10 protein-coding genes are annotated in these 20532 nt (G+C 67.6%); 5 read left to right on the forward strand and 5 right to left on the reverse strand.

Annotated elements, in window-relative coordinates:
• The first annotated feature begins 6 nt into the window (after positions 1–6).
• The 3 genes from JOE69_RS15660 (at position 7) to JOE69_RS15670 (ending at position 14119) form a co-directional block, all read left to right on the forward strand.
• The gene (locus tag JOE69_RS15660) at positions 7–2085 is read left to right on the forward strand and encodes an iron ABC transporter permease (protein WP_309800264.1); all 2079 of its coding nucleotides are present in this window, start codon (positions 7–9) and stop codon (positions 2083–2085) included.
• Between the two features lie 67 nt (positions 2086–2152).
• Positions 2153–2353 carry an MbtH family protein gene (locus JOE69_RS15665; protein ID WP_296361198.1) on the forward strand — a complete coding sequence of 67 codons (201 nt, stop codon included), beginning with the start codon at positions 2153–2155 and terminating at the stop codon, positions 2351–2353.
• Positions 2354–2455: 102 nt separating this feature from the next.
• On the forward strand, positions 2456–14119 hold the full coding sequence (locus JOE69_RS15670; RefSeq protein ID WP_309800266.1) for a non-ribosomal peptide synthetase: 11664 nt from the start codon (positions 2456–2458) through the stop codon (positions 14117–14119).
• Between the two features lie 77 nt (positions 14120–14196).
• On the opposite strand, the gene JOE69_RS15675 is transcribed toward JOE69_RS15670, so the two are convergent.
• A complete protein-coding gene (locus JOE69_RS15675; protein WP_309800268.1) occupies positions 14197–15345 on the reverse strand; it encodes an alpha/beta hydrolase-fold protein in 1149 nt (382 codons plus the stop codon).
• Between the two features lie 168 nt (positions 15346–15513).
• On the opposite strand from JOE69_RS15675, the gene JOE69_RS15680 reads away from it, so the two are divergent.
• Together JOE69_RS15680 and JOE69_RS15685 are read left to right on the forward strand one after the other, a co-directional pair.
• Positions 15514–16812, forward strand: a complete 1299-nt coding sequence (locus JOE69_RS15680) for a lysine N(6)-hydroxylase/L-ornithine N(5)-oxygenase family protein (RefSeq protein WP_309800270.1) — start codon at positions 15514–15516, stop codon at positions 16810–16812.
• Positions 16812–17747 carry a methionyl-tRNA formyltransferase gene (locus JOE69_RS15685; RefSeq protein ID WP_309800273.1) on the forward strand — a complete coding sequence of 312 codons (936 nt, stop codon included), beginning with the start codon at positions 16812–16814 and terminating at the stop codon, positions 17745–17747. Before JOE69_RS15680 ends, JOE69_RS15685 begins: the two co-directional genes overlap by 1 nt.
• An 82-nt stretch (positions 17748–17829) precedes the next feature.
• Here the strand turns inward: JOE69_RS15685 and JOE69_RS15690 are convergent, their stop codons facing one another.
• The 4 genes from JOE69_RS15690 to JOE69_RS15705 form a co-directional block, all read right to left on the reverse strand.
• Positions 17830–18168, reverse strand: coding sequence for a YnfA family protein (locus JOE69_RS15690; RefSeq protein ID WP_309800275.1), 339 nt, complete (start codon positions 18166–18168; stop codon positions 17830–17832).
• 61 nt (positions 18169–18229) lie between these two features.
• The gene (locus tag JOE69_RS15695; protein ID WP_309800277.1) at positions 18230–18634 is read right to left on the reverse strand and encodes a RidA family protein; all 405 of its coding nucleotides are present in this window, start codon (positions 18632–18634) and stop codon (positions 18230–18232) included.
• Positions 18631–19389, reverse strand: a complete 759-nt coding sequence (locus JOE69_RS15700) for an IclR family transcriptional regulator (protein WP_309800280.1) — start codon at positions 19387–19389, stop codon at positions 18631–18633. The genes JOE69_RS15695 and JOE69_RS15700 overlap by 4 nt, the downstream gene beginning before the upstream one ends.
• On the reverse strand, positions 19386–20450 hold the full coding sequence (locus JOE69_RS15705) for a sugar kinase (protein WP_309800282.1): 1065 nt from the start codon (positions 20448–20450) through the stop codon (positions 19386–19388). The genes JOE69_RS15700 and JOE69_RS15705 overlap by 4 nt, the downstream gene beginning before the upstream one ends.
• Between the last annotated feature and the right edge of the window lie 82 nt (positions 20451–20532).

Genomic DNA, 20532 nt, shown 5'->3' on the forward strand with positions numbered 1-20532 from the left:
TGAACTGTGAATCTGGCCACTGCGCCGGAACGGGCGGGGTGGAAATCCAGCTTGACCGGGCGGATTTCCGCCCCGATCGTTCTGCTTGGCGTGTTACTGCTGACGCTGCTGATCTCCGCGGTGCATTTGAGCCAGGGCAGCTCCAGCGTCGGAGCCGGGGACTTATTCCGTTTGCTGACCGGAAACGGCGATGAGCTGACCAGCAACGCCTTCATCGCGAGTCGGTTGCCCCGGCTGCTCGCCGGACTGATCGCGGGCCTTGCGCTCGGCGCCGCCGGCGCACTGCTGCAATCGATCTCGCGCAATGCCCTGGCCTCGCCGGACACCCTCGGCGTCACCGCCGGTGCTGCCTTCACGGTGACCCTGGTCGCCGCGTTCGGCATCGTCCTGCCGGTCTGGCTCGGCGGTCTAGTCGGCTTCTTCGGCGGCTTGGCCGCGGCCGCCGTGGTGTTTTTGCTGATCGCCGGGCGGAACACTTCGGTGACCAGGCTGGTTCTGGGCGGCTCGGCCGTGGCGATGGCCCTGCAGGCGGCGACCGCGTTGCTGCTGTTGCTCTTCGCGCAACGCACCATCGGCCTGTTCGCCTGGGGCAACGGGAGCCTGACCCAGATCGACTTGCGTGGGGTCTGGCAAGTGGGTCCGATCGTGCTGCTCGCATTGGCCGCCGCGGTGCTCTACGCGCACAAGTTCGATTTGCTGGCCCTGGGCGATGACGCGGTCACCGTGCTGGGCGTCCGGCCGGGCCGGATCCGCTTGCTCGGGATCCTACTCGCGGTGCTGCTCACCGGAGCCTCCGTCGCCTTGTGCGGACCCTTGGGCTTTGTCGGTTTGAGCGCACCTGCGATCGCCAAACTGCTTGCTGCGAAATTGCCCGGATTGGCAAAACACCGCTTCCTGATCCCGCTTTCGGCGCTGCTCGGCGCCGTCGTCGTGCTCGGCTCCGATGTCTTGATCCGCTGGATCGGCGGGGTCAGCTCAGGCATCGAGATCCCCACTGGTGTGAGCACCACGCTTTTGGGTGCAGTGTTCTTGATCTTCCTGGCCCGCCGGGTCAAGGACGCCGGCGCGGCGGGGCGTCCGGCCGCCGCTTCGGTGGGCCGCCCGGCTTCCCGGCGCAGGTTCCTGGTGATCTTCAGTTCGGCGAGCCTGCTGTTGACCGGGTCGGTCATCATCGGGATGCTCAGCGGCTTCACCTGGCTGCTCGGCGGCGACGTGCTCAATTGGCTGACCGGCCAGGCTCCGCCCGGGGTCTCATTCGCACTGGACGAACGGTTCCCCCGGGTTCTGGCCGCGGTCCTGGCCGGAGCCGCGCTCGCGGCAGCCGGTTCGGTGATCCAGAGCGTCAGCCGGAATCCGCTGGCCGAGCCGTATACCACCGGCATCACCGCCGGTGCCGGGGTCGGCGTGATCGGACTGTTGATTGCGGTGCCCACGGCGGCGGCCTGGCAGGTTTCGCTGGTCGCCCTGCTCGGCGCGGTGTTGGCCTTCGCGCTGGTCTACGGACTGTCCTGGAAAGGCGGCATCGATTCCGCCCGGATCATGTTGATCGGCGTCGGCGCCAGCGCCGGAGGCGGTGCGATCACCACGTTCTTGCTGGTCAAAGCGGATCCCTGGAACACGCCTCTGGCTTTGACTTGGCTCTCCGGGACGACCTATGGCCGGAGCCTGGACCAGCTGATTCCGGTGGGCATCGCCTTGTTGTTGCTGCTTCCGCTGCTGTTCCTGTTCCGTCGCGACATCGACGTTCTGGCCTTGGACGAAAACACGCCGCGGATCGTCGGGATCCGGCTGGAACCGGTCCGGCTGCTCACCCTCGGCGTCTCCGTGCTGCTCGCTGCGACGGCGGTGTCCGCAGTCGGCGTGGTGGGCTTCGTGGGTTTGGTGGCGCCGCATATCGCGCGTTCCCTGGTCGGCGCGCATTCGGCCAAGGTGCTGCCGCTCTCCGCAGTGATCGGCGCCGTGCTGGTCAGCGTCGCGGACACCCTCGGGCGCACCGTGATCGCACCGGCGCAAGTCCCGGCGGGGCTGATCGTGGCGCTCATCGGCACGCCGTATTTCGTCTACTTGCTGTACCGCACACGCTGAACCGGAAAGGTTTCGGGAGAAGGCTCCAGGTTAGGTTAGCCTTTACTTAGTTGGTATGCTGATGAGCATGACCCAAAACCCTTTCGATGATGATTCCGGCCGCTTTTTCGTCCTGCTGAACGCGGAGCGGCAATACTCGCTGTGGCCGGTTTTCGCTGCCGTCCCGGCCGGTTGGGAAATCGTCTTCGGCGAAGCCTCGCGCCAGGAATGCCTCGACTTCACCGAGCGGACCTGGACCGATATGCGTCCTGCCGTCCTGCAGGACTGAACCCCGCCGCCGGTCGTTTCGGCCATCGACCCCATCCACCCCCACAGCACTAAGCAACGGATGAACCGCTCATCCGTTGCTGAATGGAGCCCTGAACGTTCGATGGAGACTACGAGCTCAGCCCTGCAAGGCGCCCCGGCCATCTCGGCACCACAGATCTCGGAGATGGCCGCGGGACTCGGCGACCATGCCGATCCGGTGCTGGCTGCGACGGTGACCGTGGCCGCCGCCTATTGGGCGTCCGCGCAATCGGCCGCTGCGGCCGCGCCCGAGTTCTCCGCCGTGGTGGAAGCCGCCGACGGCGAAATCCTGCAGCTCCGGCTGGCCCCGCACACCGAACTGGCCGAACTCGCCGGGCAGCTCGCCGAGCATTTCGCGGTGGACGCCGGCTCCGGAGCGGTCAGCATCGGCGGGCAGCGCTGGACTCTGCAGCTCGAGGCGGCCGGGCAGGCGGACGGTGCCCGGTGGCGGTTGGGCACCCCGGACGGACTGGCCGTGCCGGAAACCCTGATCCAGAGCATCACCGACTTCCCCGACCGCCGACTGGGCACCCTGGACGTCGCCGATGACCTGGACCGGCTGGCCGCACTGGCCGCTTGGAATGACACCGCGCGGCCGCGGGAGCGGCCCACCCTGGTGCAGTTGGTGCAGGAACAAGCGCAGCTTCGGCCGGACGCCGTCGCGGTGCTGGACGGGGAGCGGAGCCTGAGCTACCGCGAATTGTCCGAACGTTCGAACCAGCTTGCGCACTTCCTGCTGGGCCGCGGCATCGAAGCGGAAAATGTGGTTGCGGTGTCCCTGCCGCGCAGCGCGGAAATGGTGGTGGCGCTGCTCGGGATCCTGAAGTCCGGTGCCGCCTTCGTCCCGCTCGACCCGGAATGGCCTGCGGAACGCCGGGCCCTGGTGACCGCGGATGCCGGGGCCGTGCTGCAACTGAGCGCACCTGGCGCGCGCCGGCCCGCCGAGCCTGCGCTGGTCGGACCCGACGTCGTCGAACCCGAAGCTGTGGACCTGGCGCTGGACGACTGGAAGTTCGGCGACCAGTCGACGGAACTTCCCGAGCTGAGCATCCCCGGCCCGGCCCTGGCCTACGTCATCTTCACCTCCGGATCCACCGGCCGCCCCAAGGGCGCGATGATCCGGCATGAGGCGATTTCCGAACGGATGCTGTGGCAATCAGCCGAAATCCTGCACTTCGGCAGCGATGATGCGGCGCTGTTCAAAGCGCCTCTGGCCTTCGACATTTCGATCAACGAAGTCTTCCTGCCGTTGGTCACCGGCGGCCGGCTGGTGATCGCCAAACCGGGCGGGGAACGCGATCCCGGCTATCTGCTCGGGCTGATCCACCGGCACGGAGTCACCTTCGCCTACCTGGTGTCCTCGATGCTCGATGTGCTGCTGGAAATGGCGCAGGACGGCGACGAACTGCGCAGCCTCCGCCATGTCTGGTGCGGTGGGGAGTTGCTCACCCGGGACCTGTACGACCGGTTCCGGAACCAGCTCGACATTCCGATGTACCACGGCTACGGACCGGCCGAGGCGACAATCGGCGTCTCGCATGTGATTTACCGGGGCGCAGCGGAACGGTTGTCGACCTCGATCGGCAAGGCGAATCCGAACACCGAGCTTTATGTCCTGGACCGCAAATTGCGACCGGTCCCGGTCGGCGTGGGCGGCGAGCTCTATGCCGGAGGTTTCCTGCTGGGCCGCGGATACGTCAATGCGCCGGCCCTGACCGCGGGCCGCTTCGTGGCCAATCCCTTCGGCGCACCGGGATCCCGGCTCTACCGCACCGGAGACTTGGCCCGATTCGCCCCGGACGGTTCGCTGGAATTCCTGGGCCGTGCGGACAACCAGGTGAAAATCCGCGGCATGCGCTTGGAACTGGAGGAGGTCGAGTCCAATCTCGCACTGCATCCGGGAATCCGGCAGAGCTGCGTGGTGGCCAAACAGAACAGCCGCGGTGGCAGCTACCTGGTCGGGTACCTGCTGCCGGCGACCGGCAGCGGTCTGGATCCGGCCGAAGTCAAGGCCTGGTGCCGCAACCAAATGCCGGAATACATGATTCCGACCCACCTCGTGGTGCTCGAGGAGTTCCCGTTGACCGCGAACGGCAAACTCGACCGGCGGGCGTTGCCGGAACCGGCTGCGGAAGCCCCAGCGGATCTGGAACAGACCACCGACCGGGCCGAGCAGCTGGTCCGCGAGCAGGTCGCCGAGGTGCTGCAGTTGCCCGCAGTCGGCCTGGAGCAGGATTTCTTCGACCTCGGCGGCGACAGCATTCTGGCGATCTCGCTGCTCAGCGCCCTGCGCCGCGGCGGTCTGCAGATCACGGTGACCGACATCTTCGCCCGGCGGACGGTCCGCGGCATCGCCGCTGCGGCGACACTGCCCACGGATTCCGGGGAAGGGCCCGACGCCGGCACCGGGCAGGTCGGCGGCCTGCCTATCGTGCGCTGGCTCGGCGAGCGGTCCGGCCGGGTGGACGGGTTCGTGCAGTCGGTGCTCTTTGATGCCCCGGCGGAACTCAGTGCCGCAGGCCTGGATGCGATCCTCGGCGCGATCATCGAACGGCACCCGATGCTCCGGGCGAAATTGCTCCGCAAGCGGCCCTGGGGCTTCGAGATTCCGCAACCCGCGGCAGAGCCGCGGAAGGGCTGGTGGCAGAGTGCCGGCCGGCGCGCCGGAGCCGAGGGCGCCGAATCGGCGGCGGAGCTGGAAGACAGCGCATTGCGCGCCGAGACCGAGGCGGCCATCGCCCGGCTCGACCCGGATGCCGGGACGATGCTGCAAGCGGTCTGGTTCCCGGAACAGCACCGGCTGCTGGTGGTCGTGCACCACCTCGTGGTCGACGGTGTTTCCTGGCGGATCCTGCTGGACGACCTGGAACAGGCTTGGCAGCAGTTCGCGGCGGGCGAGCCGATCCGGCTCCCGGAAACCGGGATGTCCATGAAGACCTGGACCGAGACGCTCGAAGCCGCTGCGACCGAGGCCTTCGGGGCGGATGACGGCTACTGGAACGCGCCGCTCCCGGGCGAAGACCAACTGATCGCCCGGGCGGCTTTGTCCGGGCAGACCGTGGCCGAAGAAAAGCAGCACACCGTGACCGTGGATCCGGCTACCACGGCGGCCTTGCTGGGCGAGGTGCCTTCGGCCTTCCACACCTCGGTCAACGAGGTGCTGCTGACCGCGCTGTCCCTGGCCCTGGCACGATGGCGCAAGCACCTGGGCCAAGGGCAGACTTTCGCACACATCGAGCTGGAAGGCCATGGTCGGGAAAACCGCGCCCTGGTGCCCTTCCTGGGCCGGGAAGCGGACCTGTCCCGGACCATCGGCTGGTTCACCACGCTGTTCCCGGTCGTCGTCGATCCCGGAAGCCACGACGCGGAACCCGGAACCGAGGCGCTGGTCGCCGCGCTGAAACGGGTCAAAGACCAGCTGGCTGCGGTGCCGAACCAGGGCTTGTCCTGGGGCGTCGGCCGCTATTTGGCGGAGCAGGGGAATCGTCTCGAGTCCCGCCCCGACTGCCAGGTGCTGTTCAATTACCTCGGCCGGTTCGGCAGCTCGACGCATGCCGGTGGACCCGACGGCGCAGCCAAGAACGCCGCGAAGGGCTGGCGGCTGCGCAGCAACTCCGGTCAATTGGGCGAACGGCGGGATCCTTCGATGGAGCTGCCCCGGGCGCTGGAATTCAATGCGATCGCGGAACCCGGCAGTACCGGGGAACACGAGTTGAGCACCGTGATCTCCTGGCCGGACGGGTTGTTCAGCCACACGGACATCGAAACCATCGCCGGCTATTGGCAGAGCGCGTTGCGGCAATTGGCCGGTCTGGCCGAGGCGGCTGAGGCCGGCGGGCACTCCAGCAGCGACTTCCCGTTGATCGGGCTGAGCCAAGACCAGGTGGACCAGTTCGACGGCCCCCGGTTGCTGGACCTGCTCCCGCTTTCCCCGCTGCAGCAGGGGCTGTATTTCCACTCCGTGTTCGATGCGGATTCCGCCGGACAGTATGTGGAGCAGCAGATCATCACCCTGCAGGGTCCGTGCGATCCGCAGCGGATCTCCGCAGCGGCCGGCCGGCTCTACGAGATCTTCCCGAACCTCGCCGCGCGGTTCGCCAGCCTGGCCGACGGCCGGCTGCTTTCGGTGCTGGAACGCGGGGTGGACCCGCAGTTGCAGAGCCTGGACTTCAGCGCCGAGCCGGATCCCGCCGCGGCGGTCGCGGCCTTCGCGGCGCAGGACCGACTGACCGGATTCGACCTGGCCGTCGCCCCGCTGATCCGCTACACCCTGATCCGGACCGCCGCGGAGGAGCACGTCCTGGTGCAGACCGTGCATCACATCATCGCGGACGGCTGGTCGGTGCCGACGATGCTCGATGCCCTGTTGGCGGAATACCACCGGCCGGGCAGCGTGCTCCGTCCGGTGGCCGGCTATGCGGCGTACCTGGCGTGGTTGCAGGAGCAAGACGGCGAACGGTCTGCTTCGGTGTGGCGTGAGCAATTGGCCGGCTTGCGGCAACCGAGCCTGGTCCGCCCGGGGCACGTGCCTTCCGAATCGTTCGCCGAAATGGGCCTCGACTTCGGCGATGCCGCTGCGCTGGAGGCTGTGCTGCGGGAATCCGGCAGCACGCTCAGCGTTGCCGTGCACACTGCCTGGGGGCTGGCGATGGCCAAACTCCTGCAGCGGCCGGATGTGGTCTTCGGCTCCACGGTCTCCGGCCGGGAGGCGGATGTCACCGGCATTGCGGAGATGGTCGGATTGTTCATCAACACTGTTCCGGTGCGCAGCTCCTTCGTTCCGGAACCGGAATCCGGCGGTGCCGGGATCAGCTTGGGCGAAGCGCTGGCCCGGATGCGCCGCCAGCACGACGCGGTCCGGCCGCACCAGCACGAGTCGCTGGGCACGATCCAGCGCGATGCCGGGTTGGGAACCCTGTTCGACACCTTGGTGGTGTTCGACCTGTCCGCGGACCCCGCCGGATTGGGCCGGCCCGGCGACCCGCTGCGGATCACTGCGATCGATGGCGAGGGTGCCCCGCATTACCCGATGACGCTCGCCGTGATGCCGCGGCAGAAGCCTTCCGGCGCGGGCCTGGAACTCGCCGTGAAGCTGATCTACGACGCCGCAGCGGTCAGCGGAGCCGAAGCTGCCGAGGCCTTGGCGGACTTTGCTGATGTGCTGCACCGGATCGGCCGGAATGAACTGGCGGCCGAGCTCGCTGCTGAGGAATTCAGCAGCTCGGAATCCAGGCCCGCGGGTTCCGGCAGCGCTGCTGCGCAGCTCGGATCCGCGATGGATTTGAACGCCCGGATCGCACCGTTGGCGGCACCGGAACCGGCGACCTTGGCGGATCTCTTCGATCGAGCAGCCGCCCAGTATCCGGGCAAAACCGCGTTGCGGATGTGCCGTTTCGGCCAGCACTCCGCGGCCGAGCGGTCTGCGGAAACGCTGAGCTATGCCGAGTTGGCGGAGCAGAAGCGGCGGATCGCAACCGCACTTCGCAGGGCCGGACTGCGTCCCGGCGAGTTCGCCGCAGTGGCCGCAGAACGGTCGTTGGAACAGATCGCGGCGCTTATCGGGGTGGTCAGCGCCGAGGCTGCATCGGTCCCCTTGGACCTGGCCCATCCGGACGAACGGCTCGCATTCATCCTCGGTGACGCCAAACCGCGCGTGGTTTTGACCACCGCCGGGCAGCAGGCGCGGATCCGGCGGTTGCTGGACCTCGCGGTGGCGTCCGGCTCCGATCCGGCGGAGCAAGCGGCCTTGGCGGCCACCGAGGTTCTGCTGATCGAAAACATCGTCCGGGAAACCGATCCCGATGCGGGGGCACCGGAAGCCGGCACGGAACCGAAGCCGGTGCAATGGCGCAAACCCGCGTACTTGATCTACACCTCCGGCTCCACCGGTCGGCCCAAGGGGGTATTGGTGGAGCACCGTTCGGTGGTCACCATGCTCGCCAGCGCCGGGGAGCTCTTCGACTATGGCGCCGATGATGTCTGGACCTTGTTCCATTCCTTCGGCTTCGATGTCTCGGTGTGGGAAATGTGGGGCGCATTGGCCCGCGGCGCCGAGCTCCTGATCCCGGATTACGCGCTGACCCGGTCCCCGGTGGACTTCCGCCGTCTGGTTCTGGAAGAGCGGGTGACCGTATTGGTGCAGAGTCCCTCGGCGCTCTACCGTTTCATCGAAGCCGACCAGCAGGAGCCGCTGCCGGGCGACTTCGCGCTGAAGTACATCTTCTTCGGCGGCGAAGCCGTGGCCAGCGAGCGGTTGCGGCCCTGGGCCGAACGCTACGGCACGGGCGGCCGGGGCAGCGGGCAGCCGAGCCTGGTGAACATGTACGGGTTGACCGAGAACGCTGTGAACATCAGCTACCGGATCCTGGATGCCGGGCAGCTGCTCGACGGTGCGCCGGTGACGCTCGGCGGCGGAATCCCGGGCACCGAGCTCTACCTTTTGGACGAAAAGCTGCAGCCGGTGGCGCCGGGAGCCGCCGGGGTGCTCTACCTCGGCAGTGTCCAAGTGGCCCGCGGCTACTGGCGGCGTCCATCGTTGACTGCGACCCGATTCGTGCCCAATCCGTTCGCCGCGGACGGATCACGGCTGTACAACACCGGCGATCTGGTCCGGTTGACCGAATCCGGAGAGCTCCAGTTCCTGGGCCGGGTGGACGATCAAATCCAGTTGCACGGATTCCGGGTGGAGCTGGGCGAGATCGAGGCCGCGGCCCGGGATGCCGCCGAGGTGCTCGACTGCGTCTTGGTGGTGTCCGCCGGGCAGGAGCAGCTGGCCGCCTGCGTGCTCTTTGACCCCGACGTCGTCGGAATCGCCGAGCGCGGGCCCCGGCTCGAGGCGTTGCGTGCCCGGATGGCCGGACGACTGCCGGCACACATGGTGCCGCAGCGTTTCGAAGCCTTCGACGCACTCCCGCTCACGGTCAACAACAAACGTGACCGGAAACGTCTGGCGGAAAGCATCTTCAGTACCGGCCAACAGCCTGTGGCCCCGGCCGGGCCGAGCGAACCGGTGGGGGCCGGCGCGCCGTTGGCCGTCCTGATCGGAATTTTCCGCAAGGCACTCGGAACCGAGGACGTCGAGGCGGATACCGACTTCTTCGCCCGCGGCGGCGACAGCATCGTGGCGATATCCGTGGTCAACCAGGCCCGGGCCGCCGGCATCGCCTTGACTCCGAGCGAAGTCTTCCTGCTCAAGACGCCGGCCCGGATCGCGGCGAAGCTGCCGGTCGGAACTGCGGATCCGGCTGCTGCTGGATTCGCCGCCGGAAGCGGGAATCCGGGTCCGGCGGATTGGGGTTCCGTGCCGCTGACCCCGATCATGCACCGCTGGCGCGAGCTGGAACCGGTTGCCGCGCCGGGCGGCTCGGCGTTGGCCAACTTCGTGCTGGCCCGGGCGGTGGAACTGCCTGGGAACACCAGCGAGCCGCAATTGCGCGGCGCGCTGCGCAGCCTGCTGCACAGCCACCCGGTGTTGCGCACCCGGCTGAGCACCGAACCCGCCGATCTCTGGTCTTTGGAGATCAGCGAGCAAGCGGCCGAACCGCGGCTGCAGGTCAGCCCGGCCTGGGAAGCCGGCGAGCTGCAGCGGGTGGCCGAGGCCGCAGCCCGGAGAATGCGTCCGGAGCACGGCGAGATGACCCAATTCGTCTGGATCGACCGGGGCGCTGCGCCGGGGACCTTGGTCGTCGTGGTGCATCATCTGGTCATGGACGCGGTGTCCTGGATCATCTTGCTGGAGGATCTGCACCGGCTGCTCGACGGCGGGACCGTCGCCGCGCCTCCGGTGTCCTACCGCGGTTATGCGGAGCGCCTCAATCAAGCGGCGCAGCGGCGCGAGTTCTTGGCCGATCTGCCGCATTGGCTCGACATGCTCGACGCGCCGGCCCTGCTGCCGGAGTTCCAAGCGCCGGCGGCCGGCACCTGGAATCTCGACGTCGACCTGCCGGAGGAAGCCAGCGCCGCGTTGCTCGTCCGACTGCCGCAGCGTACCGGTCTGGGCCTCACCGAACTGCTTTGCGGAGCTTTGCGCGCGGCGCTCACCGCGGTGCAGGCAGAGCCCACCGAGCTGAGCATCGAGCTGGAGCGGCACGGCCGCACCGCGATCGACGACGGGACTGATTTTTCGCACTTGGTCGGCTGGTTCACCGCGATCGCGCCGCTGAAATTGGCGCCGGCCGGCGATCCGTTGGCGGCGGCCCGGGAAGCGGCCGGCTTGCAGCTTTCGGATCGGCGGAGTCTGGGCTTCGGCATGCTGCGCTATCTGAATCCGCAGACCGCGCCCCGGCTGGCGGCCAAAGCCGCACCGCAGATCCTGTTGAACTACCTGGGCCGCGGCACCGAGTCCGGGGTGATCCAGCTGCCTGCCGACCCGACCGCGAAAACCGGCTATGCGGTGGAAGTCAACACCTGGGCCGAAGCCGGGGGACGGGGCGAGATCCTGCGTACCGGCTTCACCTTCGCCGGGGCCGTGTCCTTGGACTTGGGACTGCGGATCAGCGAAGCCTGGCTGGCGGCCTTGGCCCAGTTGGCCGAGGCGGCTTCGACTCCCGCCGGTGAACAGCAACTGCCGCTCGCGCCGTTGCAGCGCGGGCTGTACTTCCAGGCGCAAATGGCCACCGAACCTGGGCAGTACCTGGCGCAGAACTACTTCGCCTTCGACCGGGAACTCGACATCGCGGCACTGGCCCGGGCCGGAGCCGCCCTGCTCGGCCAACACCCGCTGCTGGCGGCCGGGTTCCGCACTGCGGAATCCGGGGAGCCTGAAACGGTCGGGCGAATCGTGCAGTTCTTCGGTTCCGCGGACGGTTCCCCGGCCGCGGTGCCGATCGAGGTGCTGGATCTGCGCAACGAGTCCGAGGCGGTCGCCGCGGAACGGGTGGCGGAGTACCGGGCCGACGACCGGGCGCGCGGTTTCGACCTGCTGCAGCCGCCGTTGATCCGGTTGGCCGTGTTCCGGATGCCTTCCGGAGCGGATGGGCTGCTGCTGAGCAACCATCTGCTGCTCTGGGACGGCTGGTCGCACCAGCTGGTGCTCCGCGATCTGTTCGCGGCGTATCAGAGCGCGTTGACCGGAACCGAAGCCGGGGCATCCGAGCCTGGCCCGGGTTTCGCCGAATACATCCAAGCCATCGAGGCGAAGGACGCTTCAGCCGCAGAAGAGTTCTGGTCCGACCGTCTGGCGGATCTGCCAGCGCCGACGCTGCTCGCCGGAGAACGCGTGCCGGCGTCGGCCAGCCGGGCCCCGGAGAAAGTGGTCCGGACGATCGGTGCGGAGCAGAGCGAGCAGCTCAAGCAACTGGCCCGGAAGCACGGGGTCACGCTCAACTCGGTGCTCAGTGGCGGCTTCGCGTTGTTGCTCGGCGAGTACAGCGGCAGCCAGGACGTGGCGTTCGGCCTCACCGTTGCCGGACGCACCGATCCGGCAGAGGCCGGCGCGGACTATTCCGGCGCCGTCGGAGTCCTGCTCAACACGATTCCGCAACGGGTCCGAGCCGAAGCGGCAATGAGCCTGGACGAGTACTTGACCGCAGTGCAAGCAGAACGGATCGAGGCGATGCCCTACGAGTACCTCGAACTCGGCGAGATCCAGCGGCTCAGCGGACACGAGCAACTGTTCGACAATCTGTTCGTGCTGCAGAACTTCTTGGACGGCGAAGCTTCGGCGGAACTCTTCGCGCAGCACGGCATCGTCGACTCGGAGTCCGAGGACGCCACGCACTTCCCGTTCACCTGGGTGGTGCTGCCCGGGACCGAACTGCGGATCACCTTGGAGTACCGCCCGGAGCTCACCGGAGCCGGCCGGGCCGAGGAACTCGTCGACCGGTTCGTGGAGATCCTGCAGCAGTTTTGCGCTGCGGGTCCCGGGGCGCGGATCGGCGCGATCGGACGGACTGGACGTCCGCCGGCGCAGCAAGCCCGGGAGTTCCCGGCGCTGAGCATCCCGGAGCTCTTCGATCGGGCGGTGGCGGTCCGCCGGGACGAACGGGCTCTGGTCTGCGGCGACGCGGCGATGAGTTTCGGCGAGCTGCAGGCCCGCAGCGTGCAGTTGGCGCGGCGGCTGGCGGAACACGGCGTCGGCCCGGAGACCTCGGTGGCGATCGCGGTTCCGCGTTCGCTGGATTCGATCGTGGCGTTGTTCGCGGTACTGCGCTGCGGAGCCGGTTACGTACCGCTGGAATTGGACCACCCCGATGAACGCCTGGCCGCGATCCTGCAGGATGCCCGGCCGACGGCGGTGCTCACTGTGCCGGCCGTGGCGCCCCGGGTTCCCGGGTTCCCGCAGCTCCTGGTCGGCGGGTCGGAAGCCGCCGATGCCGGGTTCGGCACCGAGGCGGACCTGGCCGGCTTCGAACCCGGCAACGTCCACCGGCTGCGGCACAGCGCCTACACGATCTACACCTCCGGTTCCACCGGGAAGCCCAAGGGCGTGGTGGTCGAGTATGCCGGATTGACCAATATGCTGCTGAACCATCAGCGCCGGATCTTCGAACCGGTGCTGGCCGCGGCCGGCCACCGGAGGTTCCGGATCGCGCACACCGTGTCCTTCGCTTTCGACATGTCCTGGGAGGAGCTGCTGTGGCTCGCCGACGGACATGAAGTGCACATCTGTGACGAAAATCTGCGTCGCGATCCGGCGGCCCTGGCCGACTACCTGCAGCGCGAGCAGATCGACGTCATCAATGTCACGCCGACCTTCGCGCAGCAGCTGGTTTCCGAGGGCTTGCTGGAGGAGCACGATGCTGCCGGGGCGAAACACCAGCCTGCACTGGTGCTGCTCGGGGGCGAAGCGGTCTCCGCGCAGCTGTGGACGCAGCTGGCCGAACATCCGAAGGTGGTCGGCTACAACCTGTACGGTCCCACGGAGTACACCATCAACACGCTGGGCGTCGGAACCTTTGATTGCGCCGATCCGGTGGTCGGCACGCCGATCGACAACACCGACGTCTACGTGCTCGACGAATGGCTCCGCCCGGTGCCGGATTCGGTGCCCGGGGAATTGTACGTCTCCGGCGTCGGTTTGGCCCGGGGCTACCTGGGCCTGCCGGGCATGACCGCGTCCCGGTTCGTGGCCTGCCCGTTCCGGCCGGGGGAGCGGATGTACCGCACCGGGGACCTGGTCCGGCGCCGGCCGGACGGCAATATCGATTACTTGGGCCGGACCGACGACCAGGTGAAGATCCGCGGCTACCGGGTGGAACCGGGCGAAATCGAGGCCGTGATCGCCGGTTACCCGGCGGTGGCCTTTGCCGCGGTTACCGTGGAAACCGACCCGGCGACGCAGCAGAAGCGGCTGCATGCCTTCGTCGGGCTGCGCCAAGCCACGGCGGAGGATCCGGGCCAGGAGTTGGCCGGCTTGGTGGCACATCTTTCCGCGGCCTTGCCGGACTACATGCTGCCGAGCCATTACGCGGTGCTGGACAGTTTGCCGCTGACCGTCAACGGAAAGCTGGACGTCCGGGCGTTGCCTGCGGCGCAACCGATCGGCACGCTGCTCGGCTTGCAACGGACCGTTCCGGGCACGGAGACCGAGCAGATCGTCTGCGAAGCGTTCGCCGAGGTGCTCGGCCTCGATGACGACGAGGTCCGGCTGGAGGACGATTTCTTCGGCCTGGGCGGCTACTCGATGATCGCGATCCGGCTGATCGGACTGCTGCGTGCGGAATTCGGCGAGGTGGTGAGCATCAAGGATCTGTTCGGCTTGCGGACCCCGGCTGCGCTCGCCGCGCAGATCGACGCCGCCAACTAATGTCGAGCGGCCAGATCTGCAGGTTATGCCAGGGATTTAGGATGCGGATCTGGCCACTCGATGGGAACGCCGGGGGGTTAGTCGGCGCGATTCAGCAACCAGGCGACGTCGCGGAGCAGGGCGGACCGCCAGCTCGACCGGTCGTGCCCGGCCGCGGAAAGCTCGGACCGCACCGTGGCGCCGCGCGCCTGGAGCAGACGGCGCACTTCGGCCTGGTGTTCCAGCATCCGGCCTTCATGCTGCCCGACGTCGAACGCCAGCGTGACTCCGGAGAGGTCGGGGATCGCCGATGGGTCGTCTGCCTGGGCCTTGATCAGCTCACCCAGTGCACCGCCGGCCGGGCCGGCCAGGGGATCGCCGTCGGCCGGTGCCGGGTACCAGAAGGAACCGGACTGGCAGGCCGCGAAGCGGAAGACCTCCGGCATGGTCACGGCGGCGAAGAGCGCGGCGAGCCCGCCATAGCTCTGCCCGGCCAGTACCGTCGAGGCCGGATCGACCGGGCGGCCGAGCTGTTCCGCCACGAGTGGGAGCAGCTCGTCCCGCACGGCTTGCCAGAACAACGGGTTCAGCGCGAGTTCTTCGCGGCGGCGGTCCCCGGCGGGCGAAGGCAGGAAAACCAGGGTGCAGGGAGGCAGCTCACCGGCCCGGTGTGCTGCTTCGAAAGCCATTCCGGCCGGATGCAGGTAGATCCAATCGTCGCCGTCGAGCAGGAACACCACTGCTCCGGAGGCTGCAGCCTCCGGGCCGATGGATTGCATCCGGACGGTACGCCGGGCGCCCAGCAGTCCGCTGTTCCAGCGCAGCCGGATCGGCGGCAGCGGCAGCAGCGCATCGGCGGCATGCTGCGGCCAGAACGGTTGCCCGGCAGCATCCGGGGTTGCTGCGATGGAACGCATCGGGCCGGCGCCGTCCGGATTGAGCGGATCCGCGATGCCGCCCGGGGCGTCCGCGGACTCGAAACCGTAACTCACCCGGAACGGCGCCGGGAATCCGATCACCGCGAATCGGAATCCGCCCAGGCCCTGGCCGGGATGCAGCTGCATCGGCACCGGCTCGGCCCGGTCGTCGAAGCGGAGCAATACTTCGTCTTCTCCAGGCTGCAGGAACAATGCCTGCCAGCCGTCGTCGGTCCGGGCGAAGAACGGGGCGCGGGCCCGCGCCTGCTGCCAGAACGAGGCTGTTCCGGCCGGTTCTGAAAGGCCGAATTCGATGAAATCGCCGTGCATGTAGATTCAGTGCTCCTGCTCTGCCGGGACCAGACCGATCCCCAAGGCAATCAACATAGGATAGCATTACCTTACTTAGATAAGGCTTGCCAAAAAACAGTCGGTTGACAGCCGCTTGATGTAGCGCGTCGTCTGGCGGCAAGCACCATTTCGAAAAGAGGATCTCTTTTGCCGCACGAGGTTTTTGATGTCGTAGGGGTCGGTATGGGCCCGTCCAATTTGGCGTTCGCGACCGCGGTCGACGAACACAACGAGAGTCTAGCGGCAGGGGACCGGATCTCCGCGGTTTTCCTGGAGCAGAAGCCGGCGTTCGCCTGGCACCCGGGCATGTTGCTGAGTGGTTCCACGATGCAGATTTCCTATCTCAAGGATCTTGCCACCCTGCGCAATCCCCGGAGCCGGTTCACCTTCGTGAACTATCTGCAACAAGCCGGGCGCTTGATCGATTTCATCAACCACCAGACCTTCTTCCCATCCCGGATCGAGTTCTCCGACTACCTCAATTGGGTGGCTGCGTCGATTGAATCCGCAGTCCAGTACCAGCGCACGGTGACCGAAATCGAACCGTTGGGTGAGTCCTCGGCCGGCGGAGCCCGCTACCGGGTGACCGCCACCGGGCCGGACGGCGCCGAAGAATACTTCGCCCGTACCGTCATCGCTGCCACCGGTCTGACCGAAAAGCTGCCGAGCTGGGCCACCGCCGGGCGCCGGCTGTTCCACAACCACCGTCTGCTCGAACACCTCGAAGGGATCGGCAAAGTCTCCGAGAACCGCTTCCTGGTGCTCGGCAGCGGGCAGAGTGCGGCCGAAGTGGTGCAGCACCTGCACCGGAGCTATCCGCAGGCCGTGGTCGAATCCGCGTTCAACAGCTTCGGCTTCAGCCCGGCAGACGACAGCCCCTTCGCCAACCGGGTCTTCGATCCTTCCGCAGTGGACGACTTCTACTTCGCCCCGGACGGCGTCCGCTCCGAACTGATTGCCCGGCACCGCAGCACCAACTACTCCTGCGTCGACCTGGAATTGATCAACGAGCTGTACGCGATCGAATACCAGGAAAAGGTGCAGGGCCCGCGCCGGCTGGTCTTCCGGCCGGGGACCGAAGTCCTCGAAGCGGTGGAAAGCGACGCCGCGGTCTCCGTGACTTTGCACGACCGGATCAAAGGCCAAGCCGAAAACCTGCGCTACGACGCCGTGGTCTGCGCCACCGGCTTCACCTCGGACGGGGTCAGCGGCCTGCTGCGCGGCGTCGGCATCCCGGCCGCCGGGGCCCCGGGGTTCGCCAGGGATTACCAATTGCTCCTGGACGGCGAGCCGATGACCGGGCTCTTCGTACAGGGTCCGACCGAAGCCACACACGGCCTGACCTCGACGTTGCTCTCGAACGTCGCAGTGCGCGGCGGCGAGTTGCTCAACTCGGTGCTGGCCCTGCGTGAGCGCCGCGGCGCCCTCGTCGATCAGGGAGCATGATGCGGGTCATCACCTTCGGTTACCAGACCTGGGGGCACCGGACGCTTTCCGCGGTGCTCGAATCGCGGCACGAAGTGGTTTTGGCGGTCACCCATCCGCCCAGCGACAACCCCTACGAGCAAATGTGGTCCGACTCGGTGGAAGAGCTGGCCCGGCAGCACGACGTGCCGGTGCACATCGCCAAGCGACCGGACGCCGCTTTGCTCGATGCCGTGCGCGCGGCGAATGCGGACATCATCGTGGCGAACAACTGGCGCACCTGGCTGCCGGCCGAAATCTACAACGCGCCGCGCTTGGGCACCCTGAACATCCATGATTCGCTGCTGCCCAAATATGCCGGTTTTTCGCCGTTGATCTGGGCCTTGATCAATGGCGACTCGCACGTCGGAGTAACCGCGCACTTGATGGACGAGGGATTGGACACCGGCCCGGTGATCGGGCAGCAATCCGTTCCGGTGGGGCCGAAAGACCGCACGGTCGACCTTTTCCACCGCACCATCGACGTGATCGCGCCACTGGTGCTCAATGCCCTGGACAGTCTGGAAGACGGCACTGCGCAGACCATCGAGCAGGACTTGTCCCAGGCGAGCTACTTCCACAAACGCGCTGAGCAGGACAGCCACATCGATTGGACCTGGCCCGCGGACGCCATCGAGCGTCTGGTCCGGGCGCAATCCGATCCCTACCCGAACGCTTTCGCGTTCCACGGAGGCAAGCGGTTGCGGATCCTCGAAGCCGACGTTTCCCGGGGCCGTTTCGGCGGCACCCCGGGGCGGTTCAGCATCGAGGCGGAGGGCGGCGTCGTGGTGGTGGCCGGTCCGGATGCTTGGCGCGGGCGGAATCCCGCCGTGATCCTCAAACGGCTCCGGCTCGACGACGGCACCGAAGTCCCGGCCGCTGAATACTTCGCCGGCCGCGGCGGTTACCTCAGCTAGCCCGCACCGCAACGGCCCGGCAGTCTCGGCTGGCCCGGGCCGTTGCGGTCAACTGCCGGATTCGGTCAGCCGGCAGATCTGGTCAGCCGGCCGATCTGGGCGCGAACATGATCACCGCGACGCCGAGCAGGCAGATGGTGGCGCCGATCAGGTCCCAACGGTCGGGTTTGAATTTGTCGAAGACCATGCCCCAGGCCAGCGACCCGGCCACGAACACCCCGCCGTAGGCCGCCAGGATCCGGCCGAAAGAGGCGTCCGGTTGCAGCGTCGCGATGAAGCCGTAGGCACCGAGCGCGATCACCCCGAGCCCGGCCCACCACCAGGCTTTGCCTTCGCGGACGGCTTGCCAGACGAGCCAGGCGCCACCGATTTCGGCGAGCGCGGCAAGGGCGAACAAGAGCACGGACCGGGCGATTGTCATGCTTCCATTCTCGCAGTGCGGCCAGAACCTCGGCCGCGGCCATTCGGCTGGCTCCGAAAGGTCAGGAAAGCACCGCGAGCGCGTCGATCTCCACCAGCATGACCTCGTGCGGCAAGTCCACGAAGACCGTGGTCCGGCTGGGCAGCGCGCCGGAGGGCACGTTCGTCTGGATGAATTCGGCGTAGACCTCGTTCATCGCGGCGAAATCATCCCGGGTGGTCAGATACACCCGGAACATCAGCACGTCCTCCACCGAGGAACCGCCGGCTTCCAGGATCGCCTTGACGTTTTCCAGAGTCCGCCGGGTTTGTTCCCGGACGTCTCCGGCGCCGATGTACTGGTTGCTCGCCGGGTCCATCGGGCCCTGACCGGAAACCTGGAGCAGGCCTCCTTTGCTGACGCCTTGCGAGAAAACGTGGGCCGGGGCCGGGGCATCCGGGGTCAGGACGACGGTCTTTTTGCTCATCGGGTGGTTCCTTTCGGTAAATGGCCGAGTTCGCGGGAAACCGCGTCGGCGGAGCTTTTCAAACCGGGCAGCAGGCCGAGCAGGCCTTCCCGGTCCAACAACACGGTGGGCACCGAGGTCGAAACGGCGGCGACTACGGTTCCGCTGGCATCCCGGACCGGTGCGGCGATGCAGTGCACCAACGGCTCGTGTTCGCAATCGTCGTGGGCCCAGCCCTGCTGCCGGACCAGTTCGAGCTCGGCCAGTAGGGCGGGCGGTGTCAGAATGGTGTTCTCGGTGGCTTTGACATAGTCGATCTGCCCGGCGATCGCGGCGCGCCGTTCGGCCGGCAGGTCGGCGAGCAGCACTTTGGCGACCGCGGCCGAATGCAGCGCCGCAGTCAATCCGATCCGGGAATACATCCGGACCGGGTGCCGGGACTCGAACTTGTCGATGTACACCACCTCCCGTCCTTCGAAAGCCGCCAGGTGCACGGTGTGCCCGGTCGCCTCGTTGAGTGCGGCCAGATGTGGCCGGGCCACCGCGCGGATGTCGCGTTGTTCCAGCGCCCGGGCGGAAAGTTCGAAGATCTTCGCGCCGAGCCGGTACCGCTGCTGCCCGTCCCGGAACACGAAGCGTTGTGCCTCCAGGTCGTGCAGCAAGCGCATCACCGTGGTTTTGTGCACCGCGGCTCGTGCCGCGAGTTCATCCAAGGTCGCAGGCTGGCCGGCCAGCTGGCTGAGCAGTTCGAGGCCGCGGATCAGGCTCTGGCTCATCGGAGCACACTGCTTCCGGCCGGGATCGGCCGTCCCGGTAGAACCGCAGGTGCCGGCAGGGCCGGCGATTCGATCCGCCCCGGAGCCACCGAGGTGGCACGCCACTGCGCCTCGCTGGACCCCAGCAGCGCCTCGATCACCGCTTCTTCCGGCAGCGCCCCCCGGTCTCCGGCGACCGTGAGCGTGCAGGCGGCGGCCAGGTGGCCCCGGCGGAGTCTGGAAGTTTCGTCCAGGCCGGCGAGCAGCCCGCTGAGATAACCGGCGGCGAAGGAATCGCCGGCGCCGACCGGTTCCAGCAATGCCACCGACAAAGCCGGGACTTCGGTACGCGACTCGCGGCCGGTCGCCGGATCCCGGTGCAGCGAAACCGCGGAATCCGCGGCCTTTTTGAGCACCAAGGTCTCGGGGCCGGGGAGCAGGGTGCGCAGTTCGGCTTCACTGCCGGTGCCGAAAGCCTGCTCAGCTTCGTCCGCACCGAGGAGCAGCACGTCGGCCGAGTCGGCAAGCCCGCGCAAAAGCGAGGCGTCTTGCCCGTGCCACAGCCCCGGGCGCCAATTGAGGTCGAAACTGAACACCCGGCCGTCGCGCGGCAGCCGCAACAGCTGTTCGCAGAGCGCCCGGCAACTCGGCGAAAGCGCCGGAGTGATGCCGCTCAGATGCACCAGTCCGGCACCGGCCAGCAAGGCGGCGACTGCCGGGTCGGCCAGCAGATCGGGTGCCATCGCAGCGGCCGCCGAGCCCTGCCGGTAGTAGCGCACGCTGTGCTCCGGCTCGGCCGCGGGGTCTTTGAAGTACAGTCCGGTGGGCCGTTCCCGGTCGATCTGCACCTGGGCCACATCGACGCCGTGTTGGGCCAGGGCGGCCAAGATCTTGCGGCCGAATCCGTCCTCGCCCAGCCGGCTGATCCAGGACACCGGCACCCCGAAGGCGGCCAAGCCCATGGCCACATTCGATTCCGCACCGCCGATGCCGCAGCTGAACCGGTCCGCGGCGGCCAAACCGACGGGCGGATCCGGGCTCAGCACCGCCATGGTTTCTCCGAGGCACAGGGCCGAACGCACGATGGTTCCCCTTCCGGCCCGGCGTCCGGGCCTTCCTCGAATCAATGCTGGACCGCAGTGCGGTGGGACCTTGACGGTCGAA

Source organism: Arthrobacter russicus (assembly GCF_031454135.1).
Classification (GTDB): Bacteria; Actinomycetota; Actinomycetes; order Actinomycetales; family Micrococcaceae; genus Renibacterium; species Renibacterium russicum.